Origin of the sequence: Streptomyces sp. B6B3 (genome assembly GCF_039871525.1) — a bacterium.
Lineage (GTDB): Bacteria > Actinomycetota > Actinomycetes > Streptomycetales > Streptomycetaceae > Streptomyces.
This window is the reverse complement of record NZ_JBDPLU010000001.1, coordinates 1,002,894-1,024,856: the sequence shown is the minus strand read 5'-3', so window position 1 is coordinate 1,024,856 and position 21,963 is coordinate 1,002,894. Positions and strand designations below refer to the sequence as shown.

The following is a 21,963-nucleotide window of genomic DNA, read 5'->3' as shown; positions in this document are numbered from 1 at the left end:
TCCCGTCGTTCTGGCCTTGTCCGACCGCTGGGCGCTGCGGCACAGTGGCCGGATGCCCCGCGACCGTAAGCAGGCGGCCGGAGCCCCGGCCCTCGACGCCCTCGCCCACGCGATCATCGAGCAGTTACAGGAGGACGGACGCCGTTCCTACGCCGCCATCGGGAAGGCCGTGGGCCTCTCCGAGGCCGCCGTGCGGCAGCGCGTGCAGAAGCTCTGTGAGCAGGGCGTGATGCAGATCGTCGCCGTCACCGACCCGTTGACCGTGGGCCTCCTGCGGCAGGCGATGGTGGGCATCAACGTCGACGGCGACCTGGACCCGGTGGCCGACGCGCTGACCGCGATGCCCGAGGTGGACTACGTGGTCGTCACCGCGGGTTCCTTCGACCTGCTGGTGGAGATCGTCTGCGAGGACGACACCCAGCTGCTGGAGATGATCAACAAGCGGATCCGCACCCTGCCCGGCGTGCGCTCCACGGAGAGCTTCGTCTACCTCAGGCTGCGCAAGCAGACCTACAAGTGGCGCCCCTGAGCGCCGCTCATTCGGGGCGGACGAGACCGGTGCGGTAGGCCAGGATGACCGCCTGGACCCGGTCCCGGGAGCCGGTCTTGGCCAGCACCCGCCCGACGTGGGTCTTCACCGTGGACGGGGCGAGGACCAGCCGTTCGGCGATCTCCGCGTTCGTCCAGCCCCTGCCGATCGCGGTGAGCACCTCGCGTTCCCGCCCGGTCAGCGGCGCCAGCCGCGGATCGGGCCGGTCGTCGCCGGCCGCACCGTCCGCCGGGAGACGGTGGGCGTACCGGTCGAGCAGCCGGCGCGTCAGGGTCGGCGCCACCACGGCGTCGCCGCTGGCCACCGCGCGGATGCCGGACAGCAGTTCCTCGGGCGAGGCGTCCTTGACCAGGAAGCCGCTGGCGCCCGCGCGCAGCCCCGCGTACGCGTACTCGTCCAGGTCGAAGGTCGTCAGGATCAGCACCCGGGTCCGGCCGCCGGTGGCGACCACCCGTCGGGTGGCCTCGATGCCGTCGAGTCCCGGCATCCGCACGTCCATCAGCACCACGTCGGGACGCAGCTCGGCCACCTGCCGCACCGCCTCCGCGCCGGTCGACGCCTCGCCGACCACCGTGAGGTCGTCCTGACTCTCCAGCAGCATGCGGAATCCGAGGCGCTGCAGGGCGTGGTCGTCGGCGATCAGCACCGTGATCACCGCGGTCGCCCTCCCGGGGTCTCCGGTTCCACGCGGGGCGTCGGGCCGGGGACGGCGGCGCCCCGGCCGGTGGGCAGCCACAGGCGCACCCGCCAGCCGCCGGACGGCAACGGGCCCGCCTCCAGGGTGCCGTCGTACACGGCCGCGCGCTCGCGCATCCCGCCGATGCCCTGGCCCGTGCCGTCCCCGCCGGCCGGCGCGGGCCCGGACGCGCCGCGGCCGTCGTCCGTCACCGTGACGGTCACCCCGTCCGGCGCCCGGTCCACCGCCAGTCGGGCCCGGGTGTCGGGGCCGCCGTACTTCAGGGTGTTGGTCAACGCCTCCTGCACCACTCGGTAGACGGTCAGCTGCTCCCCCTCGGACAGCTCGGACGCCAGGGCCGCGGACGGGCGCGCGGGCCGGCCGTCGACCGAGCTGAGCACGCCGAGGCCGGCCTCCCGCACCCGGTCGAGCAGCCGCTCCAGTTCGGCTAGATCCGGCTGCGGCGCCAGTTCCGCGCCGCCGCCGGCCGCCGGCTCGTGTCGGAGCACCTCCAGCAGCCGCCGCAGCTCGCCGAGCGCCTGTCTGCTCGTCGCGCCGATGGCGTCCAGGGCCTGCGCGGCCCGGTCCGGAGACCGGCGGGCGGCGTAGGCGCCGCCGTCCGCGAGCCCGGTGATCACCGCCAGGTTGTGCCCGATGATGTCGTGCATCTCCCGCGCGATGCGGGCCCGTTCGGCGGCGGCGGCGAGCCGCTCGCGCTGGTCGCGCTCCACCTCCAGGCGGGCCGCCCGGTCGATGAGCGCCTCGATGTGGTCGCGCCTGATCCGCACCACGAAGCCCGCCAGCACGCAGACCAGGGTCAGCATCACCGATCTGAAGTAGGTCTCGGCGACGTCGGTCGTCGGCCAACGCCAGGCCCAGGCCACGGTCCCCAGCGCCAGCATGCCGAGCGCCCCGGCCAACCGCGGGACCGAGGAGCGCAACGCCACGCTGTACAGCGCGATGTAGGCGCAGACCGGCGTTCCCGAGGTCAGTCCGGTCCACAGCGCGATCGCGCCGGGCACCGCCATCGCCGCCAGCGTGGCCAGCGGATAGCGGCGGCGCCACACCAGCGGCAGCAGGAACGACACGGCCTGGACCCAGGGCACGGCGGTCGGCAGGTCCGGCAGCTTCGCCCGTTCCCGCCAGCCGTCGTCGTCGAGGTCGGCCACCGCGACCAGGGCGAGCAGCAGCACCGGGACCAGGTCCCAGCAGACCGGGTGCCGCGCGTCGAAGGCCCGTACCCGCCCCATCAGCGCCCGCACCGGCCGGGTGGGCGACGCCGCGTACTCGTGCCACACCCTCCCCGGGGCGCCCCCGGGCCCCCGGCGGCGCGGTGGAGTGGCCGTGGTGGTGCTCATCCCGTCGCTCCGCACGGGGGCATCGTCACACGTCCCGGCGCCTGAGCAGGAGGGCCGCGGCGCCGAGACCCAGCGTCGTCCACACCGCGATCGCCAGATACGCGGCCGTGGTGGACAGCGCGCCCTCCTCGGGACGGGCCAGCCCCATCGACTCGCCGATGTCGAACGGCATCAGCCGGACCACGTCGTCCACCCACGCCCAGGGCAACAGGGAGGCGAGCTCCGGCAGCAGCATCACGACGCCCACGTAGACCCCGATGGCGCCCGGGGTGCGGCGGATCAGCGCGCCGATGGTCAGCCCCAGCACCGCGCCGTACGCGGTGAACACCCCGCTGCCCAGCAGGGCACGGGCCACGCCCGGATCGGACAGCGAGGCGGCCAACCCGGAGCCGGCGAGCAGCGGCTGGGCGGCGAGGAAGGTGACGAAGGCGACGGGCACGAAGACCGCGAGCACGACCACGGCCAGCACGCCCGTCTTGGCCCACAGCACGGGCAGCCGCCTGGGCACCGCGGTCATGCTGGAACGGATCATGCCGGTGCCGTACTCGCCGGTCATGGCAAGGACGCCGAGAACGGCGACGGCCAGTTGCGCGAAGGTCATCCCGAACACCGGCAGCCCCACCGGATCGACCTGCCGGTGGGCCTCGTTGTCCTCGTGCGACGCCCCGACGAGGATCCCGAGGCCGACGGAGAGCGCCGCGGCGCAGGACAGGGTGATCCAGGTGGAGCGCAGCGACCAGAGCTTGGTCCACTCCGAACGCACGATGCCCCAGCCGGTCAGCCGGTACCCGGGCGGATCCGCGGCGTGGTCGCGGGGCGGCGCGGCGGGCGGCGCGGTGACGGTGCTCATCGGGCGCCTCCGCCGGTGCTCGTCTGGTACTCGACGGTGTCGCGGGTGAGGTCCAGGTAGGCGTCCTCCAGCGAGGTCTGGCCCGGCGTGAGTTCGAAGAGCGGGATGCCGTGCTCGGCGGCGGTCAGCCCGACCCGCGGCGCGTCGAGTCCGGTGATCTCCAACGTGTCGGGCGCGGGCCCGGCGATCGTCACGTCGGGACCGGCCAGCAGCCGGCGCAGCCGGGCCGCCTCGGGCGTGACGACCCGCAGCGTGCCCACGCCGGCGGCGCGCAGCAGCTCGGGGACGCCCGTGTCGGCGAGCAGCCGGCCCTGGCCGATGATGACGAGGTGGTCGGCGGTCTGCGCCATCTCGCTCATCAGATGCGAGGAGAGGAAGACCGTGCGGCCCTCGGCGGCCAGGCCGCGGAGCAGGCCGCGGATCCAGCGCACGCCCTCCGGGTCGAGGCCGTTGACCGGCTCGTCGAGCATCACCACGGCCGGGTCGCCGAGCAGCGCGGCGGCCAGCCCGAGCCGTTGCCCCATGCCGAGCGAGAAGCCGCCGACGCGCTTCCCCGCCACCTCGGCCAGACCCACCATCTCGACGACCTCGGCGACCCGGCGGCGGGGTATGCGGTGCGTGTGGGCGAGGGCCAGCAGGTGCTTGGCGGCCGAGCGGCCGGTGTGCACGGCCTTGGCCTCCAGCAGGCTGCCGAGTTCGGCGAGCGGCGCGGGATGGTCGGCGTAACGCCGGCCGCGCACGGTGACGCGGCCGCTGGTCGGCGCGTCCAGGCCGAGGATCAGCCGCATGGTGGTGGACTTGCCCGCGCCGTTCGGGCCCAGGAAGCCGGTGACCAGGCCGGGCCGGACGGTGAAGGTCAGGCCGTCCACGGCCGTCCTGGCGCCGTAGCGCTTGGTGAGTGCCTCTGCTTCGATCATTTCTTCGGTCGCCTTCGGGAGAACGGTTCGACGCCGTCCACCTCACCGGAGCCGCGCGCCCGACTCGTCCGCCCACGGCCGGACGTTGGCCGGCCGCGTAGTACCACGGTGCTACGCCGCGGCCCGCGGATCAGCCGGGGAGCGCGACGACCTCGTCCCGGTCGAAGGCGGTGCCCACCGTGGCACCCTCCGGCGGCGCCGAACGCAGCGGCGCGGTGGCCTCCAGGCGCGGCCCGCGCTCGGGGTCCAGCAGCAGCACCACGTGGTCGCCGCGGAAGGTCCTGGCCCGCACGGTGCAGCGCGGACCCGTACCCTCCTCGGGCCCGGTCAGGGCGACGCCCGACGGGCGGACCAGCAGCCGGCACGGTCCCGCCGGGGTGCCGTCCGGCACCGGCACCCGGCCCCAGGGCGTCTCCGCGACGCCCCCTTCGCGGACCACCGCCTCGGCGACGTTGCCGAAGCCGAGGAAACGGGCGGTGAACTCGTCGGCCGGGCGCCGCCACACCTCGGCCGGCGTGCCCTCCTGGGCGATCCGCCCGTCCCGCATCACCACCACCCGGTCGGCCAGCGCGAACGCCTCGCCCTGGTCGTGGGTGACCGCGAGCACCGTCGTGCCCAGCCGGCGGAACAGCTGGCGCAGCTCCACCACCAACCGCTCCCGCAGGGTGCGGTCGAGCGCGCCGAGCGGCTCGTCGAGCATCAGCAGCCGGGGCCCCGGAGCCAGCGAACGGGCCAGCGCGACGCGCTGCTGCTCGCCGCCGGAGAGCGAGGCGACCGGGCGACGCTCGGCGCCGGGCAGCCCGACCAGATCGAGCAGTTCGGCGACCCGCCGCTCGGCCTGGGCCCGCGGCACGCGCCTGACCCGCAGCCCGAAGGCGATGTTGCGGCCCACGTCGTGCTGCGGGAAGAGCTGGTGGTCCTGGAACATCAGCCCCACCCCGCGCCGGTGGGCCGGCACGCCCGCCTGGTCGCGGCCAGCCAGCCGCACCGCGCCCGCGGCCAGCGGCTGGAGGCCGGCGACCGCGCGCAGCAGCGTCGACTTGCCGCTGCCGCTCGGGCCGAGCACGCAGACCGTCCGGTGCTCCGCCACCGCCAGGTCCACCCCGTCGAGCGCGAGATGCGGCGGCTCTTCGAAGCGCACCCGGACGCCGTCCAGTTCCAGCAGGGTCGTCACACCAGCTCCCCGGCCCGCGGCGGGCGTATCCGTTCCAGGGCCAGCAGGGTGGCGGCACACAGCACCATCAGGATGGTGCTCAGCGCCATGGCCTGGCCGTAGTTGAGCTGCCCGGCCCGGCCCAGCAGCCGGGCCACGGCGACCGGCAGGGTGGGGGCGTCGGCGCGGGCGATGAAGACGGTGGCGCCGAACTCCCCCAGCGAGACGGCGAACGCGAAGCCGGCCGCGACCAGCAGCGCCCGCCACACCAGCGGCAGGTCCACCTCGCGCCAGGCCCGCGCCGGCGAGGCGCCGAGCACCGCGGCGGCCTCCCGCAGCCGGTGGTCGATGGCGCGCAGCACCGGCAGCATGGTGCGCACCACGAACGGGACCGCTACCAGGGCCTGGGCCAGCGGCACCAGGATCCAGGAGGAGCGCAGGTCCAGCGGCGGCTCGTCGAGCGCGATGAGGAAGCCGAAGCCGACGGTGACCGCCGAGGTGCCGAGCGGCAGCATCAGCAACGCGTCGAACCCGCGCACCAGCCGGCCCGCGCCCGGGCCCGTGACCCGGGTGAGCGCCGCGGCGGCCAGCCCGCCGACCGCAACCGCCACCAGGGTGGCGACGGCGGCGAAGCGCAGCGAGTTGCCGATCGCCTCCCACGGCGCCACCAGGAACGTGCCACCCTCGGTGCTGGTCAGCGCCCGGTAGTTGCCGAGGCCGTAGCCCTCGGGGGTGGACAGCGAGCGCTCCACCAGCACCGCGAGCGGCAGCAGGAGCAGCACCGCCAGCACCGCCAGAACGCCGCCGAGCAGCGCCCGTTCGCCCGTACCGCGGGGTCGGTGCGCGGTCCGGTCGGCGTCCACCAGGCGGAGCGCCGACTCCGCCCGGCGCGTCAGCGCGGCGTGGCCGGCCAGCAGCGTGGCCACCGCGGCGAGCTGGAGCAGGGTGAGCACGGCGGCGGTCGGCAGGTCGAGCAGCTCCGCGGTCTGCCGGTAGATCTCCACCTCCAGGGTGGTGGTGCGGGGGCCGCCGAGGATCTGGATGGTGCCGAAGGAGGTGAAGGTGAAGAGGAAGACCATCGCCGCGGCGGCGGCCACGGAGGGCACGAGCGCCGGCAGCGTGACGCGGCGCCAGGCGGCGAACGCGCCGGCGCCGAGGGTCCGCGCGGCCTCCTCCTGGCGCGGGTCGAGCTGCGCCCACAGGCCGCCGACCAGCCGCACCACGACGGCGTAGTTGAAGAAGGCGTGGGCCAGCAGGATGGCCCAGACGCCCTCGTCGAGGCGCACCCCCCACAGGTCGTCGAGCAGCCCGCCCCGGCCGAGCAGGGCCAGGAACGCGGCCCCGGTGACCACGGTGGGCAGCACGAACGGCACGGTGACGGCGGCGTGCAGCAGCCGCTTGCCGCGGAAGTCGAGGCGGGCGAAGACGTAGGCGCCGGGCAGGGCGAGGGCCAGGGTGAGCGCGGTGGAGGCGGCGGCCTGCCAGACGGTGAACCACAGCACGCCGAGCACGTCCGGATCCGTCAGCACGTCGGCGGCGTGGCCCAGCCGCCAGCCGCCGCCCTCGCGCAGGCCGCGGCCGGTGATCGCGACCACCGGATAGCAGAAGAAGACCGCCACGAAAGCCACGGGCGGGGCCATCAGAGCGAGCCTGGCCAGCCCCGCCCGGCGCCGCAGGGCCCGCTCCGGCGCCCCGGGCCGCCGGGGCCGTTCGGATCCTCCCGGCCCTTCGGCCCCTGCCGGCCGTTCGGCGGTCAGCGCACGACGACGGACGTCCACGCGTCGATCCACTGCTCGCGGTGCTCGGCGACCTCCGCGGGCGCCATGGTCTCCGGGTCCTCGATCCGCTCGCCGTACCGGGTGAACGCCTCGGGCAGCGGGGTGTCCTCGCGCACCGGGTTGACGAACATCGACAGCGGCAGGTCGGCCTGGAAGTCCTCGGTCAGCAGGAAGTCCAGCAGCGCCCGGCCGCCCTCCGGATTGCCGGCGCCGGCCAGCAGCCCGGCGAACTCGATCTGCCGGAAGCAGGTGCCGGTGCTCACGCCGGTCGGCGCCCGCTCCGGCCACTCGTCCTCCGGGCGGTCGGCGTAGACCACCTCGGCGGGCGGGCTCGAGGCGTAGGAGACCACCAGCGGACGGTCGCCGTCGCCGGCGCCGGAGAAGCGCTCGTTGTAGGCGACCTCCCAGCCCTCGGTGACCTCCACGCCGTTCTCCCGCAGCCGGCTCCAGTAGTCCTGCCAGCCGTCCTCGCCGTAGTGGGCGACGGTGGCGAGCAGGAAGCCGAGCCCCGGCGAGGAGGTGGCCGGGTCCTGCACCACCAGCAGGTCGCGGTAGGCGGGGTCGGCCAGGTCGTCGAAGGTCCGCGGCGGGTCGAGGTCGTGCTCCGCGAAGTACTCGCGGTCGTAGTTCACGCAGATGTCCCCGGTGTCCACCGGCGTCACCCGCTGCTGCTCCGCGTCGACCTGGAGGGCCTCGGGCACCCGGTCCAGACCGCTCGCCCGGTACGGCTCGAAGACGTCCTCGTCCAGGGCCCGGGAGAGCAGGGTGTTGTCCACCCCGAAGAGCACGTCGCCCTGCGGCGAGTCCTTGCTCAGCACGGCCTGGTTGACCATGACGCCGGCGTCGCCGGCGCGCAGCACCTGAACGGTGTAGCCCGTCTCGTCGGTGAACCGGGCCAGCACGTCGTCGGAGACCTGGAAGGACTCGTGGGTCACCAGGACGACCTCGGTGTCGTCGCCGGAGTCCCCCGAACCGCCGCAGGCGGTCAGGGTGCCCGAGCCGAGCACGAGGGCGACGGAGACGAGGGCCGTGACGCGGACATGCCGTCGGGTGCTGCGCTTCATGGAGTCGCTTTCGCCACGAGGCGCGCGGGCACGGCACGAGAGGGTTCCGAACTTCCTACCCAGCATGACCTGGGCGAGGTTCGAGGGTCTGCGACCGGTGTCGCACTCTCAGCGCCGCGGGCGCTCCCCTGTCGGAATGATGTTCGGACCAACGATAGCAGTCAGGAACGGGCCGAGGCCGCGAGCTGCCCGCACGCTCCGTCGATCTCCTGACCACGGGTGTCGCGCACCGTCACCGGGATTCCGTGCGCCGCCAGCCCCGCCACGAACGCCCGCTCGTCCTCGGGCCGGGAGGCGGTCCACTTGCTGCCCGGGGTGGGGTTGAGCGGGATGAGGTTGACGTGGGCGCCCCGCCCACGCAGCAGCCGGCCCAGCAGATCGGCCCGCCACGCCTGGTCGTTGACGTCCCTGATCAGCGCGTACTCGATGGAGATCCGGCGCCCCGAGGCGTCGGCGTACGCCCAGGCCGCGTCGAGCACCTCGCGGACCTTCCAGCGGGTGTTGACCGGGACCAGGGTGTCGCGCAGCTCGTCGTCCGGGGCGTGCAGCGAGACCGCGAGCCGGCAGGACAGACCCTCGCGGGCCAGCCGGTGGATGGCGGGCACCAGGCCGACGGTGGAGACCGTGACGCCCCGCTGGGACAGCCCGACGCCGTCCGGCTGCGGGTCGGTCAGCCGGCGGATGGCGCCCACCACCCGCCGGTAGTTCGCCAGCGGCTCGCCCATGCCCATGAAGACCACGTTGCTCAGCCGGGCCGGCTCCCCGTCGGGGAGCCCCTCCCCCGCCAGCTCGCCGTCGCGCAGCGCGCGCATGCCGTCGACGATCTGGTGGACGATCTCGGCGGTGGAGAGGTTACGGTCCAGACCCGCCTGCCCGGTGGCGCAGAACGGGCAGTTCATGCCGCAGCCGGCCTGCGAGGAGACGCACATGGTGATCCGGTCCGGGTAGCGCATCAGCACCGACTCCACCAGCGTCCCGTCGTGCAGCCGCCACAGCGTCTTGCGGGTCGCCCCCGCGTCGCAACTGGCGTGCCGCACCACCGTCATCAGCCGGGGCAGCAGCTCGCCGGCCAGCCGCTCCCGGTCGGCGGCCGGCACGTCGGTCCAGTCCGCCGGGTCGTCGGCGTACCGGGCGAAGTAGTGCCGCGACAGCTGCTGGGCGCGGAACGGCCGCTCGCCGAGCGCGACCATCGCCTCGCGGCGCTCGGCCGGGCTGAGGTCGGCGAGGTGGCGCGGCGGCATCGCGGCCCCGCGCGGCGCGGCGAAGGTGAGCTCTCCTGGTGCAGGCATGATGACGCCAGTGTCGCAGATCGGCCGCGGGGGTCAGCCCGCGCCGACGAAGGCCACCAGGAGCAGCCAGGCCACCGGCGCGGTGGGCAGCAGCGAGTCCAGCCGGTCCATGATCCCGCCGTGGCCCGGCAGCAGCGTGCCCATGTCCTTGATGCCGAGGTCCCGCTTGATCATGGACTCGCCCAGGTCACCCAGGGTGGCGCTGGCCGCGACCGCCGCGCCCAGCAGCAGACCCTGCCACCAGACGCCGTCGTCGATCAGCAGCTGCATGCTCAGCGCGCCCGCGCTCATCGCGAAGACCACGGCGCCGGCGAGCCCTTCGCGGGTCTTGCCCGGGCTGATCCGGGGGGCCAGCTTGCGGCGGCCGAGCCGCCAGCCCACGGCGTACGCGCCGGTGTCGCTGACCACGGTGAGCAGCAGGAAGGTGAACACCCGCCAGGCGCCGTCGTCGGCGGCCAGCATCAGGGCGACGAAGGTGGCGAGGAAGGGCACGTAGAAGACGGCGAAGACGCCGGCCGTGACGTCGCGGAGGTAGTTCTCGGGCGAGCCGGTCATCCGCCACAGCAGGACGGCCAGCGCGGTCAGCGCGGCGGCCACCCAGGCCGCCTCGGCCCCCTCCAGGTAGCCGACCACGACCATGGTGGCGCCGCCGAGGGCCAGCGGAGGGAGCGGCAGCCGGATCGCCTTGCGTTCGGCCAGCCGCGCGGACAGCTCCCAGAGGCCGACCACCACGGCCACGGCTATGACGCCGAGGAACGCCGGCTTGTAGGCGAACAGCGAGGCGACGATCACCGCGCCCAGGGCCAGCCCGACGCCCACCGCGGCGCCCAGGTCGCGCCCCGCGCGCTTCCGCACACCGGGGCGTCCGGCGGCCGGGGGGGTCAGGCCGCCCGGCTCGTCGGCGGGGCCGCCGCTCCGGCCGGCCCCGCCCGGGGTCGGCTCGTCGCCCTCCGCGGGGACGTGGGCATCGGGCACGATCGGCATAGCCCGAGTCTGCGCCGCCCGCCCGGAATCGCGCAGGGGACCCGCCGGGGCGGCGCGCACGTGCTCCGCCTGCCCCCAGGATGATTCGTTCACAGGTGACAGCGTCCTTCTGGGCCCCGGTCAGACCTCGAGCAGCTCGGCTTCCTTGTGCTTGAGCAGCTCGTCCACCTGGCCGACGTACTTCGACGTGGTGTCGTCCAGCTCCTTCTCGCCACGGCGGCCCTCGTCCTCGCCGACGTCGCCGTCCTTGATGGCCTTGTCCATGAGCTCCTTGGCCTTGCGCCGGACGCCGCGGATGGAGATCTTGGCGTCCTCGCCCTTGGACCTGGCCACCTTGATGAACTCCCGGCGGCGCTGCTCGGTGAGCTCGGGGAGGACCACCCGGATGACGTGTCCGTCGTTGGTGGGGTTCACGCCCAGGTCGGAGTCGCGGATCGCCTGCTCGATGTTCCGCAGCGAGCTCTTGTCGAACGGGGTGACGACGGCCATCCGGGCCTCGGGGACCGCGAAGGACGCCAACTGGTTGATCGGGGTCATGGTGCCGTAGTACTCGGCAACGATCTTGCTGAACATCGCCGGGTGCGCACGGCCGGTACGGATCGCGGCCAGGTCCTCCTTGGCGACCTGGACCGCCTTCTCCATCTTCTCCTCGGCCTCGAGGAGGGCTTCTTCGATCACCACGTGCTCCTGGTTCGATGATGTCGTGTGACGGACCGCGTCAGGCCCGTCGCCCCTGGTTGTTCACGAGTGTGCCGATCTTCTCACCCTTTACCGCACGGGCGATATTGCCCTCCGCGAGCAGCTCGAACACGAGGATGGGAAGCCCGTTGTCGCGGCAGAGCGTGATAGCGGTGGAGTCCGCGACCTTCAGGTCCCGGGTGATCACCTCGCCGTAGTCGAGCGCGTCGAAACGCACGGCGTCCGGATTCGCGGCCGGATCGGCGTCGTAGACCCCGTCGACGCCGTTCTTGCCCATCAGCAGCGCCTCGGCGTGGATCTCCAACGCCCGCTGGGCGGCGGTGGTGTCGGTGGAGAAGTACGGCATGCCCATGCCGGCGCCGAAGATGACGACCCGGCCCTTCTCCAGGTGCCGCACGGCCCGCAGCGGGATGTACGGCTCGGCGACCTGCCCCATGGTGATCGCCGTCTGCACGCGGGTCTCGATGCCCTCCTTCTCCAGGAAGTCCTGGAGCGCCAGGCAGTTCATGACCGTGCCGAGCATGCCCATGTAGTCGGAGCGGGAGCGGTCCATGCCGCGCAGCTGGAGCTCCGCGCCACGGAAGAAGTTGCCGCCGCCGATGACCACGGCGATCTGCGCTCCGTCCCGCACCACCGCCGCGATCTCCCGGGCCATCGTGTGCACGACATCGGGATCGACACCGAGCCCTCCGCCGCCCGCGAAGGCTTCTCCCGACAACTTCAGCAGGAATCGCCGGGGCTTGTCGTCCTCGTTCATGGTGCTCTCCTCGTGCACACACGCGAGGAGGCCACTGCCCACGGATGCCGGATACACCGGCGGATCCACGCGGTTACCCTGCTCGGCAGTGGCCTCCTCGTCACAACAGCGGTCGCCGGCCGTGCTGGCCACGGCGGTGCCTGGCTTGACCATAGCGGGGCCAGGCCCGTTCCGCGGCCGAAGGCACGGACCGGAGGAACCGGCTCAGGCGCCGACGCGGAAGCGCGCGAAGGCCTGGACCGTGACGCCGACCTCGTTCAGCACCTTCTGCACGGACTTCTTGTTGTCCTTTGCGAAGGCCTGGTCGAGCAGCACGTGCTCCTTGAAGAAGCCGTTGACCCGACCCTCGACGATCTTCGGCAGGGCCGCCTCGGGCTTGCCCTCCTCCTTCGCCGTGGCCTCGGCGATGCGGCGCTCGCTCTCCACGACCTCGGCCGGCACCTCCTCACGGCTGAGGTACTTCGGCTGGAAGGCGGCGATGTGCTGGGCGACGTCCTTGGCGGCCGCCGCGCGGGCCTCGGCCGAACCCTCGCCCGGCGCCAGCTCGATCAGCACCCCGACCTGCGGCGGCAGATCGGGACTCGTGCGGTGCAGGTACGAGGTGACGTAGCCGCCGGAGAACCGCGCGTAGCGGTCCAGCACGATCTTCTCGCCCAGGCTGGCGTTCGCCTCGTCGACGTACTCCTGAACGCTCTTGCCCGGCTCGATCTCGGACGCCAGCAGCGTCGCGAGGTCGGCGGGGTCGGTGGTGAAGACGTGCTGCGCGACGGCGGCGGCGACGGCCTGGAACTTGTCGCCCTTGGCCACGAAGTCGGTCTCGCACTTGAGCTCGACCAGGGCACCGGCGCCGTTGTCCTCGGCGATCACCGAGACCACCGCGCCGTTGTCGGCGGTGCGGCTCTCCCGCTTGGCCACGCCCTTCTGGCCCTTGACCCGCAGGATCTCGACGGCCTTGTCGACGTCGCCCTCGGCCTCGTCCAGCGCCTTCTTGCAGTCCATCATGCCGGCGCCGGACAGCTCCCTGAGCTTCTTGACGTCGGCGGCGGTGAAGTTCGCCATGGTTACGTGATCTCTTCCCGGAGTGTCGTGTGGTCGCTGGCTGCGTCAGCTCTGCTCGGCGGAGCCCTGGCCCTCGGCGGACTGCGCCGGCTGGGCGGCCTCGGCAGGCTGGGCCTCGGCGGACTGCGCCGGCTGGGCGGCCTCGGCAGGCTGGGCCTCGGCGGACTGGGCCTCGGCGGGCTGCGCCTCGGCGGGCTGGGCCTCCGTGGACTCCCCCGGCTCGGCCGCCTCGGCGGGCTGGTCCTCCGCCGGCTTCTCCTCGGCCTTGGCCTCGGCACCGACCAGGAGCTCCCGCTCCCACTCCGGCAGCGGCTCGGCGGGCTGCTGCTTCTCGCCGGTCTTCGCCTCGGCGGCACCGGAGCGGGCGATGAGGCCCTCGGCCACGCCGTCGGCGATCACGCGGGTGAGCAGCGTGACGGAGCGGATCGCGTCGTCGTTGCCCGGGATCTTGTAGTCGACCTCGTCGGGGTCGCAGTTGGTGTCGAGGATCGCGACGACCGGGATGTTGAGCTTGCGGGCCTCGCCGACGGCGATGTGCTCCTTCTTGGTGTCCACGATCCAGACCGCGCTGGGCACCTTCTGCATGTCCCTGATGCCGCCCAGGGTCTTCTCCAGCTTGGCCTTCTCGCGCGAGAGGACCAGCAGCTCCTTCTTGGTGAGGCCGGAGGCCGCCACGTCGTCGAAGTCGATCTGCTCCAGCTCCTTGAGGCGCTGGAGCCGCTTGTGGACCGTCGAGAAGTTGGTGAGCATGCCGCCCAGCCAGCGCTGGTTGACGTACGGCATGCCGACCCGGGTGGCCTGCTCCGAGATGGCCTGCTGGGCCTGCTTCTTGGTGCCCACGAACATGACGGAGCCGCCGTGCGCGACGGTCTCCTTGACGAACTCGTAGGCGCGGTCGATGTACGACAGCGACTGGAGCAGGTCGATGATGTAGATGCCGTTGCGCTCCGTGAAGATGAAGCGCTTCATCTTGGGGTTCCAGCGGCGGGTCTGGTGCCCGAAGTGGACGCCGCTTTCCAGCAGCTCCCGCATCGTGACGACGGCCATGGCCGTTCTCCTTGTGACGCTCGGTTGTCCGCGCCGCCCGGCTGGGCGGCGCTCCTGACGCCCCGGCGCGTCGCACCGCGGGGCCCCACGCGGGGGCGCTCCTGCGGACCGAGTGACGCGGCCATCGCGAGCCCGCGGTCGGACCGCGGACGCCGAGATGGCGGGGCATGCGAGGTCGATCCGGGAACCGGATCGCCACCAGAAGTGTACGCGATGACGGTTATCCGGCACGTCCCCGTCGGGGCCGGCGCCGCCTGACCTCCCGAAGGGGTGGCGGAGTTCTCCACAGTCGCCCGTTTTTCCACCAAGATCCACTTTTCGTCGACGTCTCCCGCACAGTGAGCGCCGGAGGTGATGCGCGATGAACGAGCGGGGTGCGCTCGGGCGCTTCGGGGAGGACGTCGCCGCGCGGTGGCTGGTCGCGGCGGGCATGACCGTGCTGGAGCGGAACTGGCGCTGCCGGGCGGGCGAGATCGACATCGTGGCCCGGGAGGCCGCGGCGGGGGCGCTGGTGATGTGCGAGGTGAAGACCCGGCGGGCGGGTGCCTACCAGCATCCGATGGCCGGGCTGACCGAGCGGAAGGCCGCGCGGCTGCGGGAGCTCGCCCAGCGCTGGCTGAGCGAGCGGTGGCTCGCCCACCACGCGGCGCCGCCGGCCGGCGGGGTGCGGATCGACCTGGTGGGCGTGCTGCTGCCGGATCGCGGCGGCCCGACGGTGGAGCACGCCAGGGGGGTGGCCTGATGGGATTCGCCCGCACCTGCGCGGTGGCCCTGGTCGGCGTCGAGGGCGTGGTGGTCGAGGTCCAGGCCGACCTGGTGCCGGGGGTCGCCGGCTTCACCCTGGTCGGGCTCGCCGACAAGTCGCTGAGCGAGAGCCGGGACCGGGTCCGCGCCGCGGTGATCAACTCCAGCGTCGACTGGCCTCAGAAGAAGCTCACGGTGGGGCTGAGCCCGGCCGCGGTGCCCAAGTGCGGCAGCGGCTTCGACCTGGCCATCGCCTGTGCCGTGCTGGCCGCGGCCGAGCGGGTGGACCCGCGGTCGGTGGCCGATCTGATGATGGTCGGCGAGCTCGGGCTCGACGGCCGGATCCGCCCGGTCCGCGGCGTGCTGCCGGCCGTGCTGACCGCGGCCGACGCCGGGTACCGGCGCGTGGTGGTCCCCGAGTGCGCCGCGGCCGAGGCCGCGCTGGTGCCGGACGTCAGCGTGCTGGGCGTGCACAGCCTGCGCCAGCTGGTCGCGCTGCTGACGGACGAGCCGGTGCCGGAGGAGCCGGCGGACGCGGAGCCGGGGCCGGATCCTGGCTCCTCGGGCCCGGTCGGCCCCGGCTGGGGCCATCCGGGCGCCGGCGGCCTGTTCCAGGCCGTGCGGATCGACGAGCGCCCGCTCGACCTGGCCGAGGTGGCCGGGCAGCGGCGGGCCCGGCGGGCGCTGGAGGTGGCGGCGGCCGGCCGGCACCACCTGTTCCTCAAGGGGGCGCCGGGAGCCGGCAAGACCATGCTCGCAGAGCGACTGCCCGGGCTGCTGCCGCCGCTGACCCGGCAGGAGTCGCTGGAGGTCACCGCGGTGCACTCGGTCGGCGGCGCGCTGCCGCCCGGCCGGCCGCTGATCGACCGGGCTCCGTACTGCGCGCCGCACCACTCCGCCTCGATGCCGGCCCTGGTCGGCGGCGGCAGCGGGCTGCCGCGCCCCGGCGCGGTGTCGCTGGCGCACCACGGGGTGCTGTTCCTGGACGAGGCGGCGGAGATGAGCGGCCAGGTGCTGGACGCGCTGCGTCAGCCGCTGGAGTGCGGGCACGTGGTGGTGGCCAGGGCCGCCGGCACGCTCCGGATGCCCGCCCGGGTGTTGCTGGTCCTGGCGGCGAACCCGTGCCCCTGCGGCCGGCACGGCGCGCCGGGCGGTGACTGCGAGTGCCTGCCCAGCACCGTCCGGCGGTACCGCGCCCGGCTCTCCGGACCGCTGCTCGACCGGGTCGACCTGCGGGTGCCGGTGGAGCCGGTGAGCCGCGCCGAGCTGGTCGCCACCGGCGGCGCCGAGTCGACCGCGGTGGTGGCGGCCCGGGTGCTCGCGGCCAGGGAGCGGGCCGCCGCCCGGTACGCCGGTTCCCCGTGGTCGATCAACGGGGAGGTGCCGGGGCACGAGCTGCGCACCCGGTGGACCCCGTCGCCCGGCGCGCTGGTCAGGGCGGAGCAGGACTTGGAGCGCGGCCTGCTGACCGCGCGGGGCCTGGACCGGGTGCTCCGGGTGGCCTGGACCGTGGCCGACCTCGCCGGGCACGCGCGGCCCACCGTCGAGGACGTGGACGCGGCGCTGGAGCTGCGCACCGGGGTGCGGCGCGGGGCGGGCGTGGCCGGGAGCCTGCCGTGACCGGTCGGGACGCGGTCGGCGCGGCGGCTGACGACCGGCTGGCGCGGGCGGCGCTGGCCCGGGTCGCGGAGCCGGGGGACGAGCTGGTGGGCCGGTGGCTCGGAGAGCTCGGCCCCGGCGAGACCTGGCGGGCGGTGCGGGAGGACCGGCGGCTGCCCGGCGCCTCGGCGGACCGCTGGGCCGGCCTGCGGCTGCGCGCGGAGCGCGCCGCACCGGAGCGGGATCTGGTGGCCATCGCCCGGCTCGGCGGCCGGTTCGTGTGCCCGGGCGACCGCGAATGGCCGCGCCAGCTGGACGATCTGGGGGCGACCAGGCCCGTCGGTCTGTGGGTGCGCGGCCCCTGTTCGCTGCGGTTCGTGGCGCTGCGCTCGGTGGCCCTGGTGGGCTCCCGCGCCTGCACGGAGTACGGAGCGCACGTCGCCGGCGAGCTGGGCGTCGCGCTGGCCGAGCGCGGCTGGACCGTGGTGTCGGGCGCCGCCTTCGGGGTCGACGGCGCGGCGCACCGGGGGTCGCTGGCGGTGGGTGGCGCGACGGTCGGGGTGCTGGCCTGCGGGGTGGACGTCAGCTATCCGGCGGGGCACCGGGAGCTGCTGGGCCGGATCGCCGAGCGCGGCCTGCTGGTCGCCGAGCTGGCCCCGGGCGAGCACCCGACGCGGAGCAGGTTCGTCCTGCGGAACCGGGTGATCGCGGCGCTCACCCGGGGCACGGTGGTGGTGGAGGCGGCGCGGCGCAGCGGCGCGCTGGTCACGGCGCGGCACGCGGGCCGGCTCGGCAGGCATCTGATGGCGGTGCCGGGGCCGGTGACCTCGGGTCTGTCCGCGGGCGCGCACCGGCTGATCCGGGAGCAGGCCACCCTCGTCGCCAGCGCGGCCGAGGTGATCGAACTGGTCGGTGACATGGGTGAGCTGGCCGGCGAGGAGCCGGGGCCTGCGGTGCCGAGGGACCTGCTGGCGCCGCAGGCCGCGCGGGTGCTCGACGCGCTGCCGGGTGCCGGCTCGGCGGGCGTGGCCGAGGTGGCGCGCGGTGCCTGCACCAGCCCGGAGGCGGCGACCGCCCGGCTGTGCGAGCTGCGCACCCTCGGATTCGTCGAACGGGTTGGCGACCGTTGGCAGTTGTGCCGGTGAACCGAGAAGTGTCCGGGTTGACGCGCCGCCCCGACACCACGGCGTACCACCAGCGTGCGCCGTGGCCGCGCACGGATGCTCGGTAGTGCGCGCGCGACGAATGGCCGTCACATGCGCAACGCGACACCACAGTCACGCTACGCTCACAGAGACCCGCGCCACGACGCGCGGGAAGATGTCATCCCTGGCAGAACGGCTCAAGACGACGCATGCCACAGCACTCCTCCGGGCCTCAGCCCGCGGCTCCCGCAGCAGCGGGCGCGGCGGAGGACGCCGGTCCCCCCGCGTCCACCCCCCTCGACGAGCTGTGGCGCTCGTACAAGACCACCGGCGACGAACGGCTGCGGGAGCAGCTGATCCTGCACTACTCGCCGCTGGTCAAGTACGTGGCGGGCCGGGTGAGCGTGGGCCTGCCGCCCAACGTGGAGCAGGCGGACTTCGTCTCCTCGGGGGTCTTCGGGTTGATCGACGCCATCGAGAAGTTCGACCCGGCGCGGTCCATCAAGTTCGAGACGTACGCGATCACCCGCATCCGGGGCGCGATGATCGACGAGTTGCGGGCCCTCGACTGGATCCCGCGTTCGGTGCGGCAGAAGGCGCGGGCCATCGAGCGCGCGTACGCGACGCTGGAGGCTTCGCTGCGGCGCACCCCTTCGGAGCCCGAGGTGGCCCGGGAGATGGGCGTCACCCTGGAGGAACTGCACGCGGTCTTCAGTCAGTTGTCGCTGGCCAACGTGGTGGCGCTGGAGGAGTTGCTGCACGCCGGTGGCGAGGGGGGCGACCGGCTGAGCCTGATGGACACCCTGGAGGACACCGCCGCCGACAACCCGGTGGAGGTGGCGGAGGACCGGGAGCTGCGCCGGCTGCTGGCCCGCGCGGTCAACACGCTGCCGGACCGGGAGAAGACCGTGGTGACCCTCTACTACTACGAGGGCCTCACCCTGGCCGAGATCGGCCAGGTGCTCGGCGTCACCGAGAGCCGGGTCAGCCAGATCCACACCAAGTCGGTGCTCCAACTGCGGGCGAAGCTGGCCGACGTGGGCGGTTAGCCGGACCGACGGGGGTCGCCGGTTCTAGAGTGGTCGGGTGCCCAGGATCCAGGCGGCCACGGTGGCCGAGCACCGCAGGAGGCAACGCGCGGCGCTGCTGGACGCCGCCAGGTCGCTGCTGGCCGAGGGCGGAGTGCCGGCGCTGACCTTCCCGGCGCTGGCGACGCGCACCGGCCTGGCCCGCTCCTCGGTCTACGAGTACTTCGGATCACGCGCCGCCGTCGTCGAGGAGCTGTGCGCCGAGGACTTCCCGCGGTGGGCGGCGGAGGTGGCGGCGGCGACGGCCGAGCCGGCCACTCCCGCGGGACGGATCGAGGCGTATGTGCGGGCGCAGCTGGCGCTGGCCGCCGACGGCCGGCACCGGGCCGTGGTCGCGATCTCCGCGGGCGAGCTGAGCGACGCCGCCCGGGAGCGGATCAGGGCGGCGCACGCCGGACTGCTCGACCTCGTCGTCGGCGTGCTCGACGAGCTCGGACACCCCGAGCCGCGGGTCACCGCCCTGCTGCTGCAGGGCGTGGTCGACGCGGCCGTGCGCTGCGCCGACGCCCGGACCACCGGGCCGGCCGACGCCGTCGTCGAGGCCGCCGTCCGGATGGCCCTGGACGGGGTCCGCGGCGTCGCCGCCGGGGAGCGGGACGCCGGTGACGGGCAGCAGCCGGACCGGGCCGGCGCGTAGCAGCTCGGGCGGCAGCAGCGAGAGCGGGTCCCGGTAGCGCTCGCCGCGCAGCAGCCCCCAGTGCAGGCAGGGCCCCGGGCAGTGGAAGGGACCGGCGTCGAGGGTGCCGACCGCCTCCCCGGCGGCCACCCGCTCCCCCACCGCCACGGCGGGCCGCACCGGCTCGTACGTCGTGCGCAGCGGTGGGGACCCGGTGCCGGCGAGCTCGATCGTGATCACCCCGCGCCCGGCCACCGGACCGGCGAACACCACCCGGCCGGCGGCCGCCGCCGACACCACGGCCCCGGGGGCGGTGGCGAGGTCCACGCCGCGGTGCCCCGCGCCCCACGGGGTGGCCGGCGGCTCCCACGCGCGGACGACCAGCGGGCGGTCCCCGCCGTCCGGACCGCCGACCGGCCAGGCCGCGCCGGCCGGACCGCCGACGGCGGGCGACGGCACCAGCGGCGCCGTGAGCAGTACGGGGGCGGCCACCAGCGCCGGGAGGACCGCGGAGTTCGAGAGGGCCGGGAGGAGGGAGAGGATCGCCATGCCGGCAGCCTGCCGGCCGGGACCTCATCGGGACGGCCGGGCCGGAGATCTGTGGACGACGGGGCCTCTGTGCACACGGCCGCCACCCGTCCGGGTGAAACCGGCCGGGGTCAGCCGCCGCGGGAGCCGCCGAAGCCGGAGTCCTCCGGCAGGTCGAGCTCGCTGCGGTTGAGCTCCTCGATGTTCACGTCCTTGAACGTCAGCACCCTCACCCGCTTGACGAAACGGGCCGGTCTGTACATGTCCCAGACCCACGCGTCGGCCATCGTGACCTCGAAGAACACCTCACCCTGCACCGAGTGGACCTGCATCTCGTAGTCGTTGGTGAGGTAGAAGCGCCGCTCGGTCTCGATCACGTACGTGAACAGCCCCACCACGTCTCGATACTCGCGGTAGAGCTTCAGCTCCATTTCGGTCTCGTACTTTTCGAGATCCTCGGCACTCATGGCGTGATCCCCTTCAGCCGTGCGTCCCCTCATTGTGCGTCACCGGCGACGCCGGCACGCTGCGGCGTCCGCCGGGAGGCACGACGACCGGCCACCGGACCGTACAGTGCCCCGCCGATGATCAGCACGGCCCCGGCCAGCGTGGCCCAGAGCAGCGGCAGCAGGGGACCGGATCCCGAGACGCCGCCCGGCTGGTCCGCGAAGCCGGAGGCCGACGCCAGCATGCCGACCCGGCTGGGCGGCCACACCGTCGCCTCGACCCGGGCGGTGACCGCGTCGCGGGGCACGCTGCCCGCGTCGGAGTCGCTCAGCATGGTGCGCGAGTCCAGCGACTCATGCCGGTGGTCGCCGATCAGGAACAGCTCACCCTCCGGCACCTCGGCCGAGAACTCCATGGGCTCGGCGCGCGACTCGGCGTCCAGATACGGCTCGGTGACGGGCTCGCCGTTCACCGTCAGCAGGCCGTCGTCGGTGCAGCAGGCGACCGTGTCACCGCCGACCCCGACCACCCGCTTCACCATCAGCGCGTCGCCCCACTGGGCCTCCTCGAAGACCACGACGTCCCCGCGCCGCGCCTCGTCCCCGTCGATCCGCTGCGCGAGCACCCGGTCCCCGGCGGACACCGAGGGCGCCATCGAGTCGGTGGGCACCGCGTAGGGCTGGTACAGGAGGGCGGTCAGCACGAAACCGCCGAGGAACAGCACGCAGCCGACGGCCACCGCCACTCCGGACAGCGCCCGCCCCCGTCGCGTTCCGCGGCCCGTGTCTCCGCTCATCACGCCCCCTCCCGGTCCGCCGGTCCGGACCCACCGTCCGATGGGACCAGAGGGTGACCCTACCGAGCAACCGGGTCCGGGGGGAGCCGCACCGGTCAGCCGAGCTGCCGACGCCGGCGCCACAGCACCAGCGGCACCGCGCCCATCAGCCCGAACGCCGCTGGCGCGGCGGCCGCGGCGGCGCCCACCTCGGAGAACGTGCCGGGCACCGGAAGCGTGGACCAGCGGTCCAGCGGCCAGGCCACCACCACCGCCCGCCCCACCACGTCGTCCACGGAGACGGTGCCGTGGCCCTCCAGGTTCTGGTGGTAGCGCGAGTCCAGGGAGTCCTGGCGGTTGTCGCCCATCACCCACAGCCGGCCCTCGGGGACCTCGACCGGCCCGAAGGACCGGTCGCCGCAGGGCGTGCTGCCCGGCTTGAGGTAGTCGGTCTCGTCCAGCGCCACGCCGTTCACCAGCACCGGGCCGCCGTCGTGGCACTCGACGGTGTCCCCGCCGACCGCGATGACCCGCTTGATGACGTCCTGCTCCTCGGCGGACGGCATCAGGCCGATGAAGCTCAACGCGTCCTGCATCGCCCCGCCGAGCCCGCCGCTGGACGGCGGTGCCTCGCCCAGCCAGCCGCCCGGATCGTGGAAGACGACGACCTCGCCGCGCTCGGGCTCCGAGCCGAACCACGGGGTCAGCTTGTCGACCAGCACCCGGTCGCCGCGTTGCAGGGTGTCCTGCATGGAGTCGGAGGGAATGGAGAACGCCTGCACCAGGAAGGTCTTGATGAGCAGGGCGAGCACGATGGCGATGCCGACAAGGATCGGCAGT

The 21,963-nt window shown here is 74.1% G+C and carries 22 protein-coding genes, 1 pseudogene and 1 riboswitch; of the genes and pseudogenes, 6 read left to right on the top strand and 17 right to left on the bottom strand.

Features of this window, described 5'->3' with window-relative positions; translation table 11 throughout:
- Positions 1 to 52: 52 nt before the first annotated feature.
- Positions 53 to 529, top strand: coding sequence for an Lrp/AsnC family transcriptional regulator (locus ABGB06_RS04345; protein WP_347585347.1), 477 nt, complete (start codon positions 53 to 55; stop codon positions 527 to 529).
- Between the two features lie 7 nt (positions 530 to 536).
- On the opposite strand, the gene ABGB06_RS04340 is transcribed toward ABGB06_RS04345, so the two are convergent.
- From ABGB06_RS04340 to rpsB, 13 genes are all read right to left on the bottom strand, one after another.
- The gene (locus ABGB06_RS04340; RefSeq protein ID WP_347585346.1) at positions 537 to 1,205 is read right to left on the bottom strand and encodes a response regulator transcription factor; all 669 of its coding nucleotides are present in this window, start codon (positions 1,203 to 1,205) and stop codon (positions 537 to 539) included.
- Complete coding sequence (locus ABGB06_RS04335; RefSeq protein ID WP_347585345.1) at positions 1,202 to 2,584, bottom strand: histidine kinase; 1,383 nt, start codon at positions 2,582 to 2,584, stop codon at positions 1,202 to 1,204. Before ABGB06_RS04335 ends, ABGB06_RS04340 begins: the two co-directional genes overlap by 4 nt.
- Positions 2,585 to 2,609: 25 nt before the next feature.
- Positions 2,610 to 3,434 carry an ABC transporter permease gene (locus ABGB06_RS04330; RefSeq protein ID WP_347585343.1) on the bottom strand — a complete coding sequence of 275 codons (825 nt, stop codon included), beginning with the start codon at positions 3,432 to 3,434 and terminating at the stop codon, positions 2,610 to 2,612.
- Positions 3,431 to 4,351 (bottom strand): ATP-binding cassette domain-containing protein, encoded by a 921-nt coding sequence (locus ABGB06_RS04325; RefSeq protein ID WP_347585342.1) that lies wholly within the window; start codon positions 4,349 to 4,351, stop codon positions 3,431 to 3,433. The genes ABGB06_RS04330 and ABGB06_RS04325 overlap by 4 nt, the downstream gene beginning before the upstream one ends.
- 130 nt (positions 4,352 to 4,481) lie before the next feature.
- Positions 4,482 to 5,516: an ABC transporter ATP-binding protein gene (locus tag ABGB06_RS04320; RefSeq protein WP_347585471.1), complete on the bottom strand. Its 1,035-nt coding sequence runs from the start codon at positions 5,514 to 5,516 to the stop codon at positions 4,482 to 4,484.
- A 5-nt stretch (positions 5,517 to 5,521) separates the two neighbouring features.
- On the bottom strand, positions 5,522 to 7,144 hold the full coding sequence (locus ABGB06_RS04315; RefSeq protein ID WP_347585340.1) for an iron ABC transporter permease: 1,623 nt from the start codon (positions 7,142 to 7,144) through the stop codon (positions 5,522 to 5,524).
- Positions 7,145 to 7,257: 113 nt separating this feature from the next.
- Positions 7,258 to 8,346 (bottom strand): thiamine ABC transporter substrate-binding protein, encoded by a 1,089-nt coding sequence (locus tag ABGB06_RS04310; RefSeq protein ID WP_347585339.1) that lies wholly within the window; start codon positions 8,344 to 8,346, stop codon positions 7,258 to 7,260.
- A gap of 34 nt (positions 8,347 to 8,380) precedes the next feature.
- A riboswitch (TPP riboswitch) is annotated at positions 8,381 to 8,486 on the bottom strand.
- Between the two features lie 21 nt (positions 8,487 to 8,507).
- Positions 8,508 to 9,635, bottom strand: coding sequence for a 23S rRNA (adenine(2503)-C(2))-methyltransferase RlmN (gene rlmN / locus ABGB06_RS04305; protein WP_347585338.1), 1,128 nt, complete (start codon positions 9,633 to 9,635; stop codon positions 8,508 to 8,510).
- 33 nt (positions 9,636 to 9,668) lie between these two features.
- Entirely contained in the window at positions 9,669 to 10,721 is a 1,053-nt protein-coding gene (locus tag ABGB06_RS04300) for a phosphatidate cytidylyltransferase (RefSeq protein WP_347585469.1), read from the bottom strand.
- Between the two features lie 18 nt (positions 10,722 to 10,739).
- Positions 10,740 to 11,297, bottom strand: a complete 558-nt coding sequence (frr, locus tag ABGB06_RS04295; protein ID WP_347585336.1) for a ribosome recycling factor — start codon at positions 11,295 to 11,297, stop codon at positions 10,740 to 10,742.
- Between the two features lie 40 nt (positions 11,298 to 11,337).
- The gene (pyrH, locus tag ABGB06_RS04290; RefSeq protein ID WP_347585335.1) at positions 11,338 to 12,075 is read right to left on the bottom strand and encodes a UMP kinase; all 738 of its coding nucleotides are present in this window, start codon (positions 12,073 to 12,075) and stop codon (positions 11,338 to 11,340) included.
- A gap of 204 nt (positions 12,076 to 12,279) precedes the next feature.
- Positions 12,280 to 13,134, bottom strand: a complete 855-nt coding sequence (gene tsf / locus ABGB06_RS04285) for a translation elongation factor Ts (protein WP_347585333.1) — start codon at positions 13,132 to 13,134, stop codon at positions 12,280 to 12,282.
- 45 nt (positions 13,135 to 13,179) lie between these two features.
- A complete protein-coding gene (gene rpsB / locus ABGB06_RS04280; RefSeq protein WP_347585332.1) occupies positions 13,180 to 14,181 on the bottom strand; it encodes a 30S ribosomal protein S2 in 1,002 nt (333 codons plus the stop codon).
- 361 nt (positions 14,182 to 14,542) lie between these two features.
- On the opposite strand from rpsB, the gene ABGB06_RS04275 reads away from it, so the two are divergent.
- The 5 genes from ABGB06_RS04275 to ABGB06_RS04255 all read left to right on the top strand — a co-directional run bounded on the left by ABGB06_RS04275 (position 14,543) and on the right by ABGB06_RS04255 (position 19,394).
- On the top strand, positions 14,543 to 14,923 hold the full coding sequence (locus ABGB06_RS04275) for a YraN family protein (protein WP_347585330.1): 381 nt from the start codon (positions 14,543 to 14,545) through the stop codon (positions 14,921 to 14,923).
- The gene (locus ABGB06_RS04270) at positions 14,923 to 16,545 is read left to right on the top strand and encodes an ATP-binding protein (protein ID WP_347585329.1); all 1,623 of its coding nucleotides are present in this window, start codon (positions 14,923 to 14,925) and stop codon (positions 16,543 to 16,545) included. Before ABGB06_RS04275 ends, ABGB06_RS04270 begins: the two co-directional genes overlap by 1 nt.
- Complete coding sequence (dprA, locus tag ABGB06_RS04265) at positions 16,542 to 17,669, top strand: DNA-processing protein DprA (RefSeq protein WP_347585328.1); 1,128 nt, start codon at positions 16,542 to 16,544, stop codon at positions 17,667 to 17,669. Before ABGB06_RS04270 ends, dprA begins: the two co-directional genes overlap by 4 nt.
- Positions 17,670 to 17,878: 209 nt before the next feature.
- A complete protein-coding gene (whiG, locus tag ABGB06_RS04260; RefSeq protein ID WP_347585326.1) occupies positions 17,879 to 18,718 on the top strand; it encodes an RNA polymerase sigma factor WhiG in 840 nt (279 codons plus the stop codon).
- A 61-nt stretch (positions 18,719 to 18,779) separates the two neighbouring features.
- On the top strand, positions 18,780 to 19,394 hold the full coding sequence (locus ABGB06_RS04255) for a helix-turn-helix domain-containing protein (protein WP_347585467.1): 615 nt from the start codon (positions 18,780 to 18,782) through the stop codon (positions 19,392 to 19,394).
- Here ABGB06_RS04255 and ABGB06_RS04250 read toward each other — a convergent pair.
- The 4 genes and pseudogenes from ABGB06_RS04250 to lepB (ABGB06_RS04235) form a co-directional block, all read right to left on the bottom strand.
- A pseudogene (locus ABGB06_RS04250) lies at positions 19,344 to 19,922 on the bottom strand (peptidoglycan DD-metalloendopeptidase family protein); the annotation flags it as partial. The gene ABGB06_RS04255 and the pseudogene ABGB06_RS04250 sit on opposite strands and share 51 nt — an antisense overlap.
- A 110-nt stretch (positions 19,923 to 20,032) precedes the next feature.
- Positions 20,033 to 20,368, bottom strand: a complete 336-nt coding sequence (locus ABGB06_RS04245) for a DUF2469 domain-containing protein (protein WP_347585325.1) — start codon at positions 20,366 to 20,368, stop codon at positions 20,033 to 20,035.
- Positions 20,369 to 20,397: 29 nt separating this feature from the next.
- Positions 20,398 to 21,144: a signal peptidase I gene (lepB, locus tag ABGB06_RS04240; RefSeq protein WP_347585323.1), complete on the bottom strand. Its 747-nt coding sequence runs from the start codon at positions 21,142 to 21,144 to the stop codon at positions 20,398 to 20,400.
- A gap of 95 nt (positions 21,145 to 21,239) precedes the next feature.
- Positions 21,240 to 21,935, bottom strand: a complete 696-nt coding sequence (lepB, locus tag ABGB06_RS04235; RefSeq protein WP_347585322.1) for a signal peptidase I — start codon at positions 21,933 to 21,935, stop codon at positions 21,240 to 21,242.
- Positions 21,936 to 21,963: the final 28 nt, after the last annotated feature.

Bases quoted from the DNA above. Each gene is read 5' to 3' on its own strand.
- ABGB06_RS04345 (WP_347585347.1), top strand. From the start codon at position 53: ATGCCCCGCGACCGTAAGCAGGCGGCCGGAGCCCCGGCCCTCGACGCC.
- ABGB06_RS04335 (WP_347585345.1), bottom strand. From the start codon at position 2,584: ATGAGCACCACCACGGCCACTCCACCGCGCCGCCGGGGGCCCGGGGGC.
- ABGB06_RS04330 (WP_347585343.1), bottom strand. From the start codon at position 3,434: ATGAGCACCGTCACCGCGCCGCCCGCCGCGCCGCCCCGCGACCACGCC.
- ABGB06_RS04325 (WP_347585342.1), bottom strand. From the start codon at position 4,351: ATGATCGAAGCAGAGGCACTCACCAAGCGCTACGGCGCCAGGACGGCC.
- ABGB06_RS04315 (WP_347585340.1), bottom strand. From the start codon at position 7,144: ATGGCCCCGCCCGTGGCTTTCGTGGCGGTCTTCTTCTGCTATCCGGTG.
- ABGB06_RS04310 (WP_347585339.1), bottom strand. From the start codon at position 8,346: ATGAAGCGCAGCACCCGACGGCATGTCCGCGTCACGGCCCTCGTCTCC.
- rlmN (WP_347585338.1), bottom strand. From the start codon at position 9,635: ATGCCTGCACCAGGAGAGCTCACCTTCGCCGCGCCGCGCGGGGCCGCG.
- pyrH (WP_347585335.1), bottom strand. From the start codon at position 12,075: ATGAACGAGGACGACAAGCCCCGGCGATTCCTGCTGAAGTTGTCGGGA.
- tsf (WP_347585333.1), bottom strand. From the start codon at position 13,134: ATGGCGAACTTCACCGCCGCCGACGTCAAGAAGCTCAGGGAGCTGTCC.
- rpsB (WP_347585332.1), bottom strand. From the start codon at position 14,181: ATGGCCGTCGTCACGATGCGGGAGCTGCTGGAAAGCGGCGTCCACTTC.
- ABGB06_RS04275 (WP_347585330.1), top strand. From the start codon at position 14,543: ATGAACGAGCGGGGTGCGCTCGGGCGCTTCGGGGAGGACGTCGCCGCG.
- ABGB06_RS04270 (WP_347585329.1), top strand. From the start codon at position 14,923: ATGGGATTCGCCCGCACCTGCGCGGTGGCCCTGGTCGGCGTCGAGGGC.
- whiG (WP_347585326.1), top strand. From the start codon at position 17,879: ATGCCACAGCACTCCTCCGGGCCTCAGCCCGCGGCTCCCGCAGCAGCG.
- ABGB06_RS04245 (WP_347585325.1), bottom strand. From the start codon at position 20,368: ATGAGTGCCGAGGATCTCGAAAAGTACGAGACCGAAATGGAGCTGAAG.
- lepB (WP_347585323.1), bottom strand. From the start codon at position 21,144: ATGAGCGGAGACACGGGCCGCGGAACGCGACGGGGGCGGGCGCTGTCC.